The organism is Aliirhizobium cellulosilyticum (assembly GCF_014198105.1).
Taxonomy (GTDB): domain Bacteria; phylum Pseudomonadota; class Alphaproteobacteria; order Rhizobiales; family Rhizobiaceae; genus Neorhizobium; species Neorhizobium cellulosilyticum.
In genome coordinates this window covers 1-15,303 of record NZ_JACIGW010000005.1, presented here as the reverse complement: position 1 = coordinate 15,303, position 15,303 = coordinate 1, and the positions used below count along the sequence as shown (strand labels likewise).

Annotated in this window: 12 protein-coding genes and 3 tRNA genes; 7 read left to right on the top strand and 8 right to left on the bottom strand. The window is 58.8% G+C overall.

What is annotated here, in order from left to right:
- Positions 1-4 precede the first annotated feature (4 nt).
- The 4 genes from accB to GGE33_RS19390 form a co-directional block, all read right to left on the bottom strand.
- Entirely contained in the window at positions 5-472 is a 468-nt protein-coding gene (gene accB / locus GGE33_RS19405) for an acetyl-CoA carboxylase biotin carboxyl carrier protein (RefSeq protein ID WP_183826845.1), read from the bottom strand.
- 29 nt (positions 473-501) lie between these two features.
- A complete protein-coding gene (aroQ, locus tag GGE33_RS19400) occupies positions 502-939 on the bottom strand; it encodes a type II 3-dehydroquinate dehydratase (protein WP_183826842.1) in 438 nt (145 codons plus the stop codon).
- 141 nt (positions 940-1,080) lie between these two features.
- Positions 1,081-1,839 (bottom strand): DsbA family protein, encoded by a 759-nt coding sequence (locus GGE33_RS19395; RefSeq protein ID WP_183826839.1) that lies wholly within the window; start codon positions 1,837-1,839, stop codon positions 1,081-1,083.
- 284 nt (positions 1,840-2,123) lie between these two features.
- Positions 2,124-5,027 carry an Rne/Rng family ribonuclease gene (locus GGE33_RS19390; RefSeq protein WP_183826836.1) on the bottom strand — a complete coding sequence of 968 codons (2,904 nt, stop codon included), beginning with the start codon at positions 5,025-5,027 and terminating at the stop codon, positions 2,124-2,126.
- Between the two features lie 629 nt (positions 5,028-5,656).
- Here GGE33_RS19390 and GGE33_RS19385 point away from each other — a divergent pair.
- From GGE33_RS19385 to prfB, 3 genes are all read left to right on the top strand, one after another.
- Positions 5,657-6,892 carry an N-acetylmuramoyl-L-alanine amidase gene (locus GGE33_RS19385; protein ID WP_183827478.1) on the top strand — a complete coding sequence of 412 codons (1,236 nt, stop codon included), beginning with the start codon at positions 5,657-5,659 and terminating at the stop codon, positions 6,890-6,892.
- 259 nt (positions 6,893-7,151) lie between these two features.
- Positions 7,152-9,623 (top strand): penicillin-binding protein 1A, encoded by a 2,472-nt coding sequence (locus GGE33_RS19380; RefSeq protein WP_183826833.1) that lies wholly within the window; start codon positions 7,152-7,154, stop codon positions 9,621-9,623.
- Between the two features lie 109 nt (positions 9,624-9,732).
- A protein-coding gene (prfB, locus tag GGE33_RS19375) for a peptide chain release factor 2 (RefSeq protein WP_183826830.1) occupies positions 9,733-10,864 on the top strand; the annotation gives its coding sequence in 2 pieces (ribosomal slippage) (positions 9,733-9,801 and positions 9,803-10,864; 1,131 coding nt in all).
- A gap of 104 nt (positions 10,865-10,968) precedes the next feature.
- Here the strand turns inward: prfB and GGE33_RS19370 are convergent.
- Positions 10,969-11,742: an NAD kinase gene (locus GGE33_RS19370; protein WP_183826827.1), complete on the bottom strand. Its 774-nt coding sequence runs from the start codon at positions 11,740-11,742 to the stop codon at positions 10,969-10,971.
- A 258-nt stretch (positions 11,743-12,000) separates the two neighbouring features.
- On the opposite strand from GGE33_RS19370, the gene GGE33_RS19365 reads away from it, so the two are divergent.
- A tRNA-Thr gene (locus GGE33_RS19365) sits at positions 12,001-12,076 on the top strand.
- A 53-nt stretch (positions 12,077-12,129) separates the two neighbouring features.
- Here GGE33_RS19365 and cysQ read toward each other — a convergent pair.
- The 3 genes from cysQ to rlmB all read right to left on the bottom strand — a co-directional run bounded on the left by cysQ (position 12,130) and on the right by rlmB (position 14,620).
- On the bottom strand, positions 12,130-12,951 hold the full coding sequence (gene cysQ, locus GGE33_RS19360) for a 3'(2'),5'-bisphosphate nucleotidase CysQ (RefSeq protein ID WP_183826824.1): 822 nt from the start codon (positions 12,949-12,951) through the stop codon (positions 12,130-12,132).
- Positions 12,952-13,066: 115 nt separating this feature from the next.
- Positions 13,067-13,648 (bottom strand): DUF982 domain-containing protein, encoded by a 582-nt coding sequence (locus GGE33_RS19355; protein WP_183826821.1) that lies wholly within the window; start codon positions 13,646-13,648, stop codon positions 13,067-13,069.
- 93 nt (positions 13,649-13,741) lie between these two features.
- Positions 13,742-14,620 (bottom strand): 23S rRNA (guanosine(2251)-2'-O)-methyltransferase RlmB, encoded by an 879-nt coding sequence (gene rlmB / locus GGE33_RS19350; protein WP_183826818.1) that lies wholly within the window; start codon positions 14,618-14,620, stop codon positions 13,742-13,744.
- 197 nt (positions 14,621-14,817) lie between these two features.
- Between rlmB and GGE33_RS19345 the strand changes: the two genes are divergently transcribed.
- The 3 genes from GGE33_RS19345 to GGE33_RS27395 form a co-directional block, all read left to right on the top strand.
- Positions 14,818-14,902: transfer RNA gene (locus tag GGE33_RS19345), tRNA-Tyr, on the top strand.
- A gap of 30 nt (positions 14,903-14,932) precedes the next feature.
- Positions 14,933-15,006: transfer RNA gene (locus tag GGE33_RS19340), tRNA-Gly, on the top strand.
- 204 nt (positions 15,007-15,210) lie between these two features.
- A partial coding sequence (locus GGE33_RS27395; protein WP_018010120.1) for a GTP-binding protein occupies positions 15,211-15,303 on the top strand: 93 nt, incomplete at its 3' end.

The window sequence follows — 15,303 nt, the reverse complement described above, 5'->3', positions numbered from 1 at the left end:
CGCCTTACTCGACGATGACGAGCGGCTGACCGTATTCCACGGGCTGCGCGTCGTTGACCAGAATTTCAGTGACCTTGCCTGAGCGCGGCGCGGGGATCTGGTTCATGGTCTTCATCGCTTCGATGATGAGCAGCGTCTGGCCTTCCTTGACGGTCGCGCCGACTTCGATGAATGCCTTTGCGCCCGGAGCAGGCGACAGGTAAGCCGTGCCGACCATCGGTGCGGTAACCGCGTTCTTGTTGTCGGCAGCTGCGACAGGTGCTGCTACCGGAGCGGCGGCAACGGGTGCTGCGGCTGCAACCGGGGCGGCTGCCGCGATCGGCGCCTGTACGTACTGCATTGCCGAAGCGCGCGAAACGCGGATGCGCAGATCGTCCTGCTCGACTTCGATCTCGGTGAGATCGGTATCGTTGAGGATGTCAGCGAGGTCGCGGATCAGTCCCTTGTCGATCCCGTTCTTCTTCTCAGACATGGCAAACCCTATTGTTCTGTTCTATCTTGTCAGGCGATTGTGTATTTCAAGGCATGGAGCGCCAGAATGTAGCTCGCCGTGCCGAAGCCGCAGATGACGCCCTTGGCAGCCGGCGCGATCATCGAGTGATGGCGAAACTCTTCCCGTGCATGAACATTCGAGATGTGCAGCTCGATGACCGGTACCGACACCGCCTTGATCGCGTCGTGAAGCGCGATCGATGTGTGCGTATAGGCACCGGCATTGATGGCGACGCCGACGGCCTTGTCGCCGGCTTCGTGAACCCAGTCGATCAGCGTTCCCTCATGGTTGCTCTGCCGAAAATCGACATCGAAACCAAGCTCTTTGCCCGCTGCAATGCATTGCTGCTTAACGTCATCCAGCGTTTGCCCGCCGTAGATGCCCGGCTCTCTTTTGCCAAGCATATTGAGGTTTGGGCCGTTGAGGACGAAAATCGTCTTGCTCATACCGATCTTATGTTCCATCCGAATTCAGCGGCCACCTATAGACCGGTAGGCCGGCAAGGGAAAGCCCCTGCCGCGCCGAAACGCCGCTGGTCCACTAATCGATTCGCAATTCGTCAAAGATAGTCGGAAAGCAGGCCGGTCTCAGCAGCTTGCCTTGCCGCAAGAGCGGACATTGCCGACCTTTTCCTCGATCTGCTGCAGGCCGACGGCGCCGAACACCGCTTCATCGCCCACGACATAGCTCGGCGTGCCGGTGATTCCGATCGCGTTTGCCAGCTGATAGGCCTGCCGAACGATGTCGTCATTTGGCTTGTCGGTCATCGTCTTGCGAATCTTGGCCTCATCGACGCCGAGTTCGGTCGCAACGGAAATCGCCGTTGCTTCGGAGGCATGCTCCTGGCCGACGAGAAGTTCGCGGTGAAATTCCGGATACTTTTCAGGTGCGAGAATGCGCACCGCATCGGCCACCTTGTGCGCCGCCAAGGAATCCGGGCCAAGGATCGGAAATTCCTTCAGCACGAAACGGATATTCTTGTCCTTCGCAAGAATGTCGTCCATGTCGCTCATGGCCCGTTTGCAATAGCCGCAATTGTAATCGAAGAACTCGACCACCGTCACATCCCCCTTGGGGTTTCCAAGCACGATGTCATTGGGAGACGAGAAGATTTCGTCCTTGTTGGCGGCAACCGCCTTAGTCGACTGATCCGTCCGCTGCGCCTGCTGCTTCGCTTCCAATGCGTTCTGGACCTCGATCATGACCTCGGGGTTCTGGATCAGATATTCTCGGATGAACGCACCCATTTCCTTCTTCTGGCTGTCGTCGAGCGCAACGGCCGGTACTGCAGCGAGAGAAGCGGCAATCGCCGCTCCTGCGGCGAAGGTTTTGAACAGGCGCGTCATGAAATTCCTCTTGAAGCTTTGCGCCACGAATCTCGTGACGCCGGCGTAATTGTGCCGCAAGGCTAAGCCAGCCGGCGCATCCGGGAAATAGGAAATGTGCATCGCGGCACGATCAAGGCTTCAAATCTCCGTAAGGCAACTGGACCACGGAGATTCCGATAGGCAACCACATACAGGAGCTTGCGGCTGTTTCCTAAACCGATTCCCCAACGGTTGAGACCGGAAAGCCAAAAACAAAAATGGCCGCATAAGCGGCCATTTTTTTACATCAAGTCAGTTGCGGATCAGAAGAATCCGCGGCGTTGCCACCAGCCGGCCTTTTTCGGCTTGGCTTGGTCAGCGTCACCTTCCGGCGTTGAATTGCCTTCAGAGCTTTTCACCACAGCCTCGCTAGAGGACGAGATGTTAGAGGCACGGTTCGCGCGGGCAGGCTTGGCGTCTTCATCGGCTGCCGGCGTTGCTTCGACCGGTGCGGTCTCGGTTGCAGGCTCTTCGACCTTGATCTCGGCTGTCGGAGCGGCTTCCACAGTTTCGGCAACAACCTCTGCCGCCTCTGTGGCTGCAACTGCGGCAGCAGCTTCGGCTTCGATGGCCTTCTTGCTACGGCGTGCACGCTTCGGCTTTGCCGGAGCTTCTGCCTCTGCTGCAACTTCAGCCGGTGCAGCTTCCGCAATCGCTTCTGCCGGAGCAGGTTCTACGGCTTCAATCGTAGCCTCGACCACTTCGGCAACTTCGGCCACAGGGGTTTCTTCACCTTCGTTGTCCGAATCATCTTCCGCGCCGGCTTCTACACCGTCCTCGCCATTGCGGTTACGGCGACCACCACGCTTGCCGCGGCGACGGCGCTTGCGACGGCCGTTTTCGTCCGTCTCCGAATCTGCGGAAACCTCGGAGGTTGCGGAGACTTCGGCGGCATCGTCTTCGCTCTCGTCGTCACCATCCTCGGCGTCCTCGGAGATTTCGTCGATATTGCTGCCCTGTGTCTGGGCATCGCCATTCCGTTCGCCGTTACGGTTACGACGACGACGACGACGCTTGCGCTTGCGGCCGTTCTGGTCGTCGCCCTCGGCGCGTTCCGGCTTGCTGACAGCCTTGGCTGGCTCGATATCGTTTTCTTCCTCGTCCTCCTCCATGTCGATGACGACATCATCGTCTTCCTCGACAGGGATGGCGGCAAACTGCATCAGGCTTTCAATCTTGATCGGGTTCTCGACGGCTTCGCCGCGATCGATCGCAAAATGGGTCGAGCCGATGCTGACATCGGATTCGATGAAGATCGAGACCCCGAAGCGGTTTTCGTAATCCACCACGGTGCCGCGCTTGTGGTTCAGCAGGAAGAGCGCGATGTCCGGAGTGGTGCGCACGGTGATGTCGTGCGTGGTGTTCTTCAGCAGATATTCTTCGATGCCGCGCAGCACGTGCAGGGCAACGGAAGACTGCGAACGGACATGGCCGGTTCCGCCGCAATGCGAGCAGATCTGCGTTGTCGATTCAAGAACCGAAGCGCGGATACGCTGACGCGACATTTCCAGAAGACCGAAATGTGAGATTCGGCCGACCTGGATGCGGGCGCGGTCGTTCTTCAGGCAATCCTTCAGCTTCTTCTCGACGGCGCGGTTGTTGCGCTTTTCTTCCATGTCGATGAAGTCGATGACGATCAGGCCGGCAAGGTCACGCAGGCGAAGCTGGCGGGCAACTTCTTCGGCGGCCTCGAGGTTCGTCTGCAGTGCCGTGTCTTCGATCGAGTGCTCGCGGGTCGAGCGGCCGGAATTGACGTCGACAGCCACCAGCGCTTCCGTCTGGTTGATGATCAGGTATCCACCGGACTTGAGCGTCACCTGAGGTTGCAGCATGCGGTCAAGCTGCGCCTCGATGCCGGAGCGGGCAAAGATCGGATGCAGGTCGCGATAAGGCTGAACCACCTTGGCATGGCTCGGCATCAGCATCTTCATGAAGTCTTTCGCTTCACGATAGCCTTCTTCGCCGGAAACGACGATTTCGCTGATATCCTTGTTGTAGAGATCGCGGATAGAGCGCTTGATCAGCGAGCCTTCTTCATAAACGAGGCAAGGCGCGGTCGACTGCAGCGTCAGCGTGCGGACGTTTTCCCACAGGCGCATCAGGTATTCGAAGTCGCGCTTGACCTCGACGCGGGTGCGGTTGGCGCCGGCAGTACGCAGGATGACGCCCATGCCCTGCGGCACGTCGAGCTCCTTGGCTATTTCCTTCAGGCGCTTGCGGTCCTGCGGCTGGGTGATCTTGCGGGAAATACCGCCACCACGCGCAGTGTTCGGCATCAGAACCGAATAACGGCCGGCAAGCGACAGATAGGTGGTGAGAGCCGCACCCTTGTTGCCGCGCTCTTCCTTGGCGACCTGCACGAGCAGGATCTGGCGGCGCTTGATGACTTCCTGGATACGGTACTGCTTGCGCGGCTTGCGCACGACGCGATCCGGAACCTCTTCCATGGCGTCTTCGGCGCCGACGGATTCGATCACTTCCTTTTCGTGGTTGTCGTCATCGTCGTCATCATCGTCGCTGTCACGACCACGGCGGGCATCGACATCTTCGGAAATCGAATCGGTATCGATCATCGCCGCCATGCTTTCTGGCGTCGAATCGTCGGCTTCGTCGGAAGGTGCGCTTTCAGCAGCTTCTGCGGTGGCCGCAGCTTCTTCCGGAGCGGCTTCCACCGCCTTCTTGCGCGAACGGGTGCGCTTCGGCTTGGCCTTCTTTTCAGGTTCGGCTTCAGCGGCAGCCTCGGCGACCGGAGCTTCCTTGGCCTCTACGGCTTCAGCAGCCACAGGGGCTTCAGCCGCCGGAATGCCGACATCTGGCTGTTCCTCGTTGGCTAGGTCCACCACCGGATCGGCGGCGTCTGCCTCGGCGATCTTGCGCTGGTCTTCCGCTTCCTGCTGCATCAGGGCCTGACGGTCCGCGAGCGGGATCTGGTAGTAGTCAGGGTGGATTTCCGCAAAGGCCAGGAAGCCGTGACGGTTACCGCCGTAATCGACGAAGGCCGCCTGAAGCGAGGGTTCGACGCGCGTTACCTTGGCGAGGTAAATATTGCCCCGGATCTGCTTCTTGTGCTGCGATTCGAAATCGAATTCTTCGATGCGGTTGCCGCGTACGACGACTACGCGCGTCTCCTCTTCGTGAGACGCGTCGATAAGCATTTTGTCTGCCATTGAAATTCTGCTCCTCGGCGCCGCCGTACAAATGCACGAAAGCCTGCCGCGAGGACAGGCTCGTTATGCACAACGGTCATGACGCCGGATAAGGGTGATCCCGCGGGGTCAAGGCGAGACGGCAAGCGGAGAGGCAGCGAAGCCGTGGGCTTCTTCCTTCTTTCCGAGACTTGAAAAATTTGCCGCAACATTAAGGACCAAGCGAGAATGACGATAACTGAACCCTTGCGGGTCCGATGGGGTGCTCCGTGCGAGCGGTGGGTGGCGTGCCACCCGGCATTTTTCCGGCCGTAGCCGGAGTGATCGGTTACGCAAGGTCAAGAGTTGCGACGGCGGATGTTTACCGGTACTTGGCGCCAGTCCTTTAAGGCTGGCAAGCCCATCGGCAGACTATCCCGTCAACCCTCTAACCTCACTGGCTTTGTATGGTTTATCTGTCACAATAGCAAGGGAAAAGCCGTATCCGCCATATTGTGGATGGATTTAGCGGCCTTATCGAAAGTGGTGTTGCAACGTCGATTCTGGGGCTTTGTAACAGAAATGCCTGAAATGCAGGCCTTTCATGTGCGGACGGGCGCTGCATGGAGGATAAAGAGGCGGGATACGGCTTGAAATTGAATGAAGTGTTGATGATCGGCAAGGCGATCCTGATGCCTGTTGCGGCGAAAAAACTGCGAATCGCCAGCCGAATCGGTCTTCTGGCAATTCTGGCTCTGTTCCCCGTCTCGACCGCTTCTTATGCATCTCAGCAACCCATACTTGCATTTTCAGCAAGAGTCGCCGGCGATGATGCCCGTACCCGCGTCGTCATCGATTTCGAACAGAAACCTGAATTCGTCATTCACTATGTCGATAGCCCTGAGCGGATAATCGTCGATCTCTCCGCTTCCGCCTTCGGCTTTCCCGCCGCAGATCTTGCTCCACGCGGTCTGTTCAAGGATATTCGTTACGGCACGATGGGCAGCGACAGCGCCCGCATGGTGTTCACCGTCAATCGTCCGGTGAAGCTTGTCATGGCCGAGGTGCAGAAGAATGAGGAGAGGGGCTTTCGGCTGGTGCTCGATGCCGAGATGACCAGCAAGGAACAGTTTGCCGAAATTCTCAAGTTGCAGGACTGGAATACCTCTGCTGCCGTCCCGCCACAGGATGTCGGGCCGGTCATCGAGGATGGGGTCTTTACCGTTGCAGTCGACGCCGGGCATGGCGGGATCGATGCCGGTGCGAGCGGTGCGACGACGAAGACGCCGGAAAAGACGGTGACGCTGGATTTTGCTCGTTTGCTTGCCGAGCGTCTGAACAAGGTTGAGGGCGTCAAGGCTTTCCTGACCCGCGAGGACGACACCTTCCTGTCGCTGTCGCAGCGCGTCACGATTGCCCGGCAGAAACACGCCGATCTTTTCATATCTCTCCATGCCGACACCTTGGCGCAGAAGGACATTCGCGGCGCGACCATCTATACGCTTTCCGACAAGGCTTCTGACCGTATGGCTGAAAATCTGGCTGTCCGGGAAAACCTTTCCGACCAGTTGGCCGGTTTCAGTATCGAGAGCGGCCCGCCGGAAGTTGCCGATATCCTGCTCGACCTAACGCGTCGCGAAACCCAGGCATTCTCAGTCGCGCTCGCCGATAACGTTGTGAAATCATTCGAAGGTCAGGTCGGTCTGATCAACAATCCGCACCGGCAGGCCAATTTCCAGGTCCTGCGCGCGCCGGACATTCCGTCGGTCCTTCTGGAAATGGGTTTCCTCTCAAACCCTGAGGACGAGAAGCTTCTGCTCGATGAAGCCTGGAGAGCCAGGGTGGCGAGACTTGTTGCCGATGCCGTCGATCGTTACCGCCGCCGTTCCGTAGCCAATGGCGGGTGAGGGCAGGGCAATCGACGTGGCTACGATGCCACATCGGTCCAGCGATTACCTTGAAGCATCGCGAAGATACGGAATTACCTGTGAAAAGCCCTACTTTCCTCACATTCGAAGAGCAGGTCGCGGTAATAGATTTCGTACGGTCTCCGGTTTCGCGGAGTTGATCCGGTCTCCCTTGCACTGACGCAAACGTCGTGCAAAAGGCCTGTTGGCGTGCGATGGTGCTTTCCGCGCCGAGAGAAAGCTGAACGGTAGCTCAGATATGATCAGACTGATTGGATATTTCTTTGGAATGGCCTGCGTGCTCTTTTTGGGCGTTGCCGCGGCTGCTGCCATCTATTTGACTGGCATGACCAAGGATTTGCCCGACTACGAAGTGCTGGCCTCCTACGAGCCGCCGGTCGCGACGCGCATTCATGCCGGTAACGGCGCGCTGATGTCGGAATATGCGCGCGAACGCCGTCTGTTCCTGCCGATCCAGGCCATTCCCGATCGCGTCAAGGCGGCGTTCCTTTCCGCTGAAGACAAGAATTTCTACAACCATCCGGGCGTCGATCCCTTCGGCCTTGCCCGTGCGGTGTTGAACAACCTGCAGAACATCGGCTCGGGCCGTCGCCCCGAAGGCGCCTCGACGATCACCCAGCAGGTGGCAAAGAACTTCCTGCTTTCCGCCGACCAGACGATGGACCGTAAGATCAAGGAAGCGATCCTGTCCTTCCGCATTGAACAGGCCTATTCCAAGGACAAGATCCTCGAGCTTTATCTCAACGAAATTTTCTTCGGCCTGAACGCCTATGGCATCGCCGGCGCAGCGCTCACTTATTTCGACAAATCTGTGACCGAGCTGACGACGGCGGAAGCCGCCTATCTCGCAGCCCTGCCCAAGGGGCCGAACAACTATCATCCGTTCCGCCACGAACAGGCAGCACTCGAGCGCCGCAACTGGGTTATCGATCGCATGGCCGAGAACGGCTACATCACCCAGGTTGATGCCGATGAAGCTAAGACCCAGCCGCTCGGCGTCAAGCCGCGCCGCGGTTCAGGCAGCGTTATGGCGTCGGAATATTTCTCCGAAGCCGTCCGCCGCCAGCTCATCGAGCGCTATGGCGACAAGGCGCTTTACGAAGGCGGGCTTTCGGTACGCACCTCGCTCGATCCCGATCTACAGGTCATCGCCAGCCGCGTGATGCAGAACGCTCTCGTCGATTACGATGAGCGCCGCGGCTTCCACGGGGCGCTTGCCTCGATTGAAACCTCTCCGGACTGGGCCTTGTCGCTTGGCAAGCTTCTCTCCGAAAACAAGGTTCCGGAATTGCGCGACGTGCCCGATTGGACGATCGCCGTCGTGCTCAGTGCCTCCGCGCATGATGTGGAAATCGGTCTGGAATCCCAGAATGGCAACAAGACTGATCCGGAACGCAAGACCGGTACGATCGCCGCCGAAGACATGAAATGGGCCTATCGGGATGCTGCCAACGAGCGCAAGACCGCAAAAGGCCCCGATGGCGTGCTGAAGGCCGGCGATGTGATCTATGTCGAGCCGCTGAAAGCCGGCGGCAACGCCTATCGCCTGCGCCAGCCTCCGAAGGTTCAGGGCGGTTTTGTTGCCATGGACCCGAATACCGGCCGCGTTCTGGCCATGGTCGGTGGCTTCTCCTATTCGCAGTCGGAATTCAACCGCGCCACGCAGGCCATGCGTCAGCCCGGTTCCTCCTTCAAGCCATTTGTCTATGCAGCGGCACTCGACAACGGCTATACGCCGGCATCCGTCGTCCTCGATGCGCCGATTGAAATCGTTTCCGGCAACCAGGTCTGGCGTCCGTCCAACTACGGCGAAGAGGATGGCACCGGGCCGGCAACGCTGCGTACCGGTATCGAAAAATCCCGTAACCAGATGACCGTGCGCCTCGCGCAGGACATGGGCATGGATCTCGTGGCCGAATATGCCGAACGCTTCGGCATCTATGACAAGATGCAACCCTATCTGCCGATGGCGCTCGGTTCCGGTGAAACGACGGTCATGCGCATGGTCTCGGCCTATGCCGTCATCGCGAATGGCGGCAAGCAGATCAAGCCGACCGTCATCGACCGCATTCAGGATCGTTACGGCAAGACGATTTTCCGCCACGAGGAGCGTGGCTGCGAAGCCTGCAATGCCAAAGGATGGGCAAATCAGGAAGAGCCGGTCCTCGTAGACAATCGCGAGCAGGTTCTCGACCCGATGACCGCCTATCAAATCACCTCGATGATGGAAGGTGTCGTTCAGCGCGGCAGCGCCGCCGGCAAGATTCCGGTCAAGGATCGTTCAGTTGCCGGCAAGACGGGTACCACCAACGATGCGAAGGACACCTGGTTCGTCGGCTTCACGCCAAACATCGTTGCAGGTCTTTATCTCGGTTTCGACACGCCGGCTCCGCTTGGAGCCCGTGCGACCGGCGGTGGCCTGGCCGCGCCGATCTTCGGAACGTTCTTGGAGCAGGCGGCAAAGCTCATGCCAGCCGAAAAATTCCAGGTGCCGGATGGCATGAAGTTCATCGCGGTCAACCGCAAGACCGGCATGATGGCCTTTGACGGCGAGCCCGATACGATTGTCGAAGCCTTCAAGCCTGGCACCGGCCCGGCCGATGTCTTCCAGGTCATCGGCGAAGGCGAATACATGACCCAGGAGCAAATTCTGGACTCGTCGCCTCAGGCCCAGCAGGCCATCACCTCCGGTGCCTCGGGTCTCTACTGACCTGGTCTGAGCGCTCGGCGGCCGGGGCGGCCTTTACATCCGGCCCCGGCGCAACTATGTCCCACCGCATCTTAATCCCTCAGAGATCACAGAGAGAGAAGAATACGCCATGCGCGCGGAAATGCTGAATGTTGTCGACGAAATCAAGCAGGCCATAAGCCTGCTGAGGAGGCATCTTTGACTGGGACCAGGCTGTAAGAAGACTGGACTGGTTGAACAACAAGGCAGAGGATCCGACCCTCTGGAACGATGCGCAGGAAGCTCAGAAGCTGATGCGCGAGCGTCAACAGCTCGATGACAGCATCGGTGGTGTCAGGGCGATGGAGCAGCAGCTTGCCGACAACATCGAGCTTATCGAGCTTGGTGAAGAGGAAGGCGACGACGACATCGTCAAGGATGCCGAAGCTGCCTTGAAGGCGTTGAAGACCGAAGCTGCACGTCGTCAGGTGGAAGCCATGCTTTCCGGCGAGGCGGATGCCAACGACACCTATGTCGAAGTGCATTCCGGCGCTGGCGGCACCGAGAGCCAGGACTGGGCGAACATGCTGCTTCGCATGTATACGCGCTGGGCCGAACGCTCTGGCTATAAGGTCGAGCTTCTCGAAGTGCATGACGGTGAAGAAGCCGGCATCAAGTCCGCGACGATCCTCGTCAAGGGCCACAACGCTTTCGGCTGGATGAAGACAGAATCGGGCGTGCATCGCCTTGTCCGTATTTCTCCTTACGATTCGAATGCGCGGCGGCACACGTCCTTCTCGTCGATCTGGGTATATCCGGTCGTCGATGACTCGATCAATATCGAGATCAACGAAAGCGATTGCCGCATCGATACCTATCGTTCGTCGGGTGCTGGCGGCCAGCACGTCAACACGACCGACTCGGCCGTGCGTATCACCCATATCCCGACCGGCATCGTGGTCGCCTGCCAGCAGGAACGCTCACAGCACAAGAACCGCGCCAAGGCCTGGGAAATGCTGCGCGCCCGCATGTACGAAGCCGAATTGATGAAGCGTGAAGAGGCAGCCAATGCCGAAGCCGCGTCCAAGAGCGATATCGGCTGGGGTCACCAGATCCGTTCCTACGTTCTGCAGCCCTACCAGTTGGTCAAGGATTTGCGCACCGGCGTTTCCTCGACGGCGCCGGACGACGTGCTAGATGGCGACCTGAACGAATTCATGGAAGCGGCCCTCGCGCACCGCATCAGCGGCAAGCCGGATGTCGATGTCGCCGACGTCGATTGATCCGCTTTCACATAAACGAAAAAAGCCGGGCGAAAGTCCGGCTTTTTTGTTTGTCTTGTGGCGAGGTGGCCTCGTCGGCGAACGCCCAGACGAATCATGCCGTTTCAGTTGCTGAACTGCTCCGCCAGAATGCGGTCGGACCAGGAATGGTCCGGATCGGAGAGAATGCGTGCGGTCAGCTCTGTGGACTGGGCGATGCGCACATGCAGCACCGACTTGACCTCGGCGTTGTCGGCAACCGCGTTGACGGGCCGCTTCTCCGGCTCGAGAATGCTGATGTCGACGCAGACATGATTGGGCAGAAGCGCGCCGCGCCAGCGCCGCGGCCGATAGGGCGAAACCGGCGTCATCGCCAGAAGCGGCGCCTCGAGCGGCAGGATCGGCCCGTGGGCAGATAGATTATAGGCCGTCGACCCCGCAGGTGTGGCAACCATCACGCCGTCGCAGATCAGTTCGTCGAGCCTGACGCGGCTATCGACCTCGACCTTGAGCTTGGCTGCCTGATAGGACTGGCGGAACAGATAGACTTCGTTGATGGCAAGCGCAGTGGAGATCGCGCCGTCGGTATCCGTCGTCGTCATTTTCAGCGGATGAAACTCGTTCTCGACTGCAACTGAGATTCGCTCCGGAAGATTTTCCACGCGATAATCGTTCATCAGAAAGCCGACCGATCCGCGGTTCATACCATAAACGCGCGGCCCGGACGTGATCGTTTCATGCAGTGTCTGTAGCATGAAGCCGTCGCCACCGAGTGCCACGATGACATCGGCCTCGCCGACCGGCCGATTGCCGTAAAGCCGGGTGAGTTCCTCCAGCGCCGCTTGCGCCTCGGCTGCCGGGGACGCGATAAAGGATAACGTCTCGCAATGAATGGGCATGAAAAGGCGGACCTTTGAAACGTCGCCCTGAATGAAGCCCCTTGGGGCCGCCCTCAATGGCGTTGGCTGAATTTGTCGATCACCCGAGGATCAACAGCCTCTGGCGCAGCATTGGTACAGGAAAAGACAGCGGCCCGACAAGCGCTCTGGCCCCCGCCAACCGTCCTTCACGGTTGAAGATACTGGACAAATCTGTTCCGCTGCGACGTTTTCGCTTTACAGCAGAATAAAATATGGTAATTCCCGCACCCAGTGGATGCCCTTGTAGCTCAGTTGGTAGAGCACCTGATTTGTAATCAGGGGGTCACGAGTTCGAACCTTGTCGGGGGCACCACTTTTCTACTTAAATGCTGGTAGATCGCACAGCCCATACATTGGCTGTGAAGCCTAAGTGCCGCCGCCACATCGCGCCACGAAATCCGGGTTGGCGAAATCCGCGTATCCGTCGCGCCCCGTCTTGCCGTAAACCAGCGGCTGTCCCGCAAGATCGACCGTGATGCCGCCGGCGGCTCGCAGTACCGCATCGCCTGCTGCCGTGTCCCATTCCATGGTTCGGCCGAAGCGGGGATAAATATCGGCAACGCCCTCGGCGATCAGGCAGAATTTCAGCGATGAACCGACGGTTCTGATCTCCTTCGCGCCACAGCGATTGAGAAAATCGTCGGTCTGGGCGCAACGATGGGAGCGGCTCGCCACGGCTATGCTCGGAACGGGCGTTGTGCGGGCGCGCATTGGTTCGCGCCGGGAGATGCGAAACTCTTCATCGACCCAAAGCTTTTCGGCGCCTTCTGGGTGGCCCACATAGGCGATCTCGAGCGCCGGCGCATAGACGAAGCCGATAACCGGAATGCCATTCTCGATCAGGGCGATGTTGACGGTGAAGTCGGGATGCCTGTTGATGAATTCCTTCGTTCCGTCGAGCGGATCGACGAGGATGAAGGCCTTGCTCGCAATATCCGGAATGTGGCCCGCTGCAACCTGTTCTTCCGCAACGATCGGAATGCCGACGCAGCTTTTATGGAGTTCCGACAGAATGACGGCCTCAGCCTGCTCGTCCGCTTCGGTCACCGGCGAGGCGTCGGCCTTGTAGCGCGCGTGCGCTCCTGCCCGGTGGATGGCAAGAATCGGCCGGCCGGCTTCAAGCGCGGCCTTCTCAAAGACAGCGGCTATCGACTTCCACGATGAAGATATTGGTTGGCTGATCGTCATGATCACATCCCATGCCACGATTTTGCGTGCGAGGGGAGTCTTCAGGCAGGCTATTTGCCTGCGGCTGCTGACCGCGTCACTATCCCATCTGGTCAGCCGGAAGTCGCTGGTGGGTTTACTGCGGCTGCCGATTCGTGCGTCGTGCCATGCCAAACCCGAGTGGCATGAAGATCGATCGCCCGATTTCGATTCCAATTAGACCGAGCAGCTGAAGAAGCCGCGCCACGAGATCCCTGAGACGGAGACGTTGGCTTTCCTCCGCTGAAATTGACGGTTGTCTGGTGGCGACCGCGACGAGTTCCGGTTGATGAGTTTCGTTCGGTACCGCGTTGGCATGCCTGTCGACGGTGGCCGTTGCGCGCTTTCGTATCATCTCGGCCAGCCCGAGTGCGGGGCGAGTATTCGCCTCGGGCGGCGGAGTGAAATCCCATCGATCGCCCAGAAAGGTCTCCGGTTCGATCCGATAACCGGCTTCGAGCGCTGCTTCGATGAAGTTGACGCGGGCAAGCGCCGCATCAGCCTGGCCCACCAACACATCGCGGCAGCATAAGACCGCCGCGATGTGAGTTTCCGTCCGTTTTGTCGGCCAGGCGCCGATCAGCATCAGCGCCGCATCGAGCGTGCCGGTGACGATCACCGTTCCCGGTCGGCCATACATCTCGATCACGACGGGATTTTTCCATGCTCCTGTTTCCATGCGCATCTCCCCAACTTAATATTAGGAAGTGATCACGGAAGGCTTGCGCGAGGATGGATTTATCAGTGCTGCCTAATGTTTCAGTGCAGGCGGCTATGCCTTCGTCAGATGCAGACGCGTTGCATAAAGCGCGATTGCCGCAGCGTTGGAGACATTGAGCGATTTGATCGCGCCGGGCATGTCCAGGCGAGCAAGTGCAGAAACCGTTTCCCGCGTCTTCTGCCGAATGCCCTTGCCTTCGGATCCGAGCACCAGGGCGACCTTGTCGCCGGAAAGCGTTTCTTCCAGCGGTGCCGGTCCTTCCGAATCAAGGCCGATCGTCGAAAAACCGAGCTTGTGCAGCTCGTTCAGCGCGTCGGCGAGATTGGTGATCTGGATGTAGGGGATCAGTTCGAGCGCGCCTGATGCGGATTTGGCAAGCACACCGGATTCCGTCGGGCTATGTCTCTGGGTGGTGATGACTGCGCCGGCACCGAATGCCACGGCAGAGCGCATGATCGCGCCGACATTGTGCGGATCGGTCACCTGGTCGAGCACGAGAAGGAGAGGGCTCTCTTTAAGCGCATCGAGCCGGCGAACCGGCAGCGGCCGTGTCTCCAGCATCACGCCCTGATGGATCGCCTCGGGGCCGAGCACCTTGTCGATATCCTGAGGCGATACGAATTCCACAGGGAAGGGCTGGGCGGTAGAATCACCGATATCCAGACGGACGAAGGCGTTCTGGGTGACGGTAAGCTTGATCAGCTTGCGTTCGGGATTGTCGAGCGCTGCCCGCACCGTATGCAAGCCATAAAGGAAAACCTGATCCTGCTGCAGCTGCGGTGGTTTCCAGTCCTTGTTGGACTTCGGGCGTCTCTGTTGCTGCGGCGTCGGGATTTCGCCGCTCTCGCGCTTCTGGTCGCGCACTGCACGGCGCAGCGTCGCGTAATGGGTGTCGCGGGGGGATTTGTCTTTGGGGTCTTTTGTGCTCATGCTGCTTTATATAGGCGCGCATCTGTCCGGCAAAGCCTTTCCACAGGGGGCTCGGTGGACAACGTAATTTTTTCGTCATTTTTTCAATAAGGTCGTGTTGACAGACGGAAACGAGGCGGTCATATAGCCGCCACAGACGACGGGGCGACACGCTACCGGGTCTGACGAACTTGGTCTCATGATCCAGACGGAATACTGGAGGGATGCCCGAGTGGTTAAAGGGGACGGACTGTAAATCCGTTGGCTCAGCCTACGTTGGTTCAAATCCAACTCCCTCCACCATTCTGTCACCGGATCGGAACCAAACATACCGCGGGTATAGCTCAATGGTAGAGCAGCAGCCTTCCAAGCTGAATACGCGGGTTCGATTCCCGCTACCCGCTCCATTTCACGCTTGAAGACATTTTTGCATGAGTATCCGTAAATCGGGCATTTTGCTTTGATTTCTCGGCATTTCGGCAGCGATTCTGCGCCCGCGCCCTTGTACTCCGGCGCGCCGTAATTATGTCTTGCGCATTCTAGTGGAAAGCCTTAAACGGCTGCACCAAACCCGGTTCCGGGTCCACCTCTATGTTCACAGGAAGCATTCAATGGCAAAGAGCAAGTTTGAGCGCAATAAGCCTCACGTCAACATCGGCACGATCGGTCACGTTGACCACGGCAAGACGTCTTTGACGGCTGCG

What these genes read in the sequence shown, in the direction of transcription:
- accB (WP_183826845.1), bottom strand. Translation starts at nt 472, where the DNA reads ATGTCTGAGAAGAAGAACGGGATCGACAAGGGACTGATCCGCGACCTC.
- aroQ (WP_183826842.1), bottom strand. Translation starts at nt 939, where the DNA reads ATGAGCAAGACGATTTTCGTCCTCAACGGCCCAAACCTCAATATGCTT.
- GGE33_RS19395 (WP_183826839.1), bottom strand. Translation starts at nt 1,839, where the DNA reads ATGACGCGCCTGTTCAAAACCTTCGCCGCAGGAGCGGCGATTGCCGCT.
- GGE33_RS19390 (WP_183826836.1), bottom strand. Translation starts at nt 5,027, where the DNA reads ATGGCAGACAAAATGCTTATCGACGCGTCTCACGAAGAGGAGACGCGC.
- GGE33_RS19385 (WP_183827478.1), top strand. Translation starts at nt 5,657, where the DNA reads ATGATCGGCAAGGCGATCCTGATGCCTGTTGCGGCGAAAAAACTGCGA.
- GGE33_RS19380 (WP_183826833.1), top strand. Translation starts at nt 7,152, where the DNA reads ATGATCAGACTGATTGGATATTTCTTTGGAATGGCCTGCGTGCTCTTT.
- GGE33_RS19370 (WP_183826827.1), bottom strand. Translation starts at nt 11,742, where the DNA reads ATGCCCATTCATTGCGAGACGTTATCCTTTATCGCGTCCCCGGCAGCC.
- cysQ (WP_183826824.1), bottom strand. Translation starts at nt 12,951, where the DNA reads ATGACGATCAGCCAACCAATATCTTCATCGTGGAAGTCGATAGCCGCT.
- GGE33_RS19355 (WP_183826821.1), bottom strand. Translation starts at nt 13,648, where the DNA reads ATGGAAACAGGAGCATGGAAAAATCCCGTCGTGATCGAGATGTATGGC.
- rlmB (WP_183826818.1), bottom strand. Translation starts at nt 14,620, where the DNA reads ATGAGCACAAAAGACCCCAAAGACAAATCCCCCCGCGACACCCATTAC.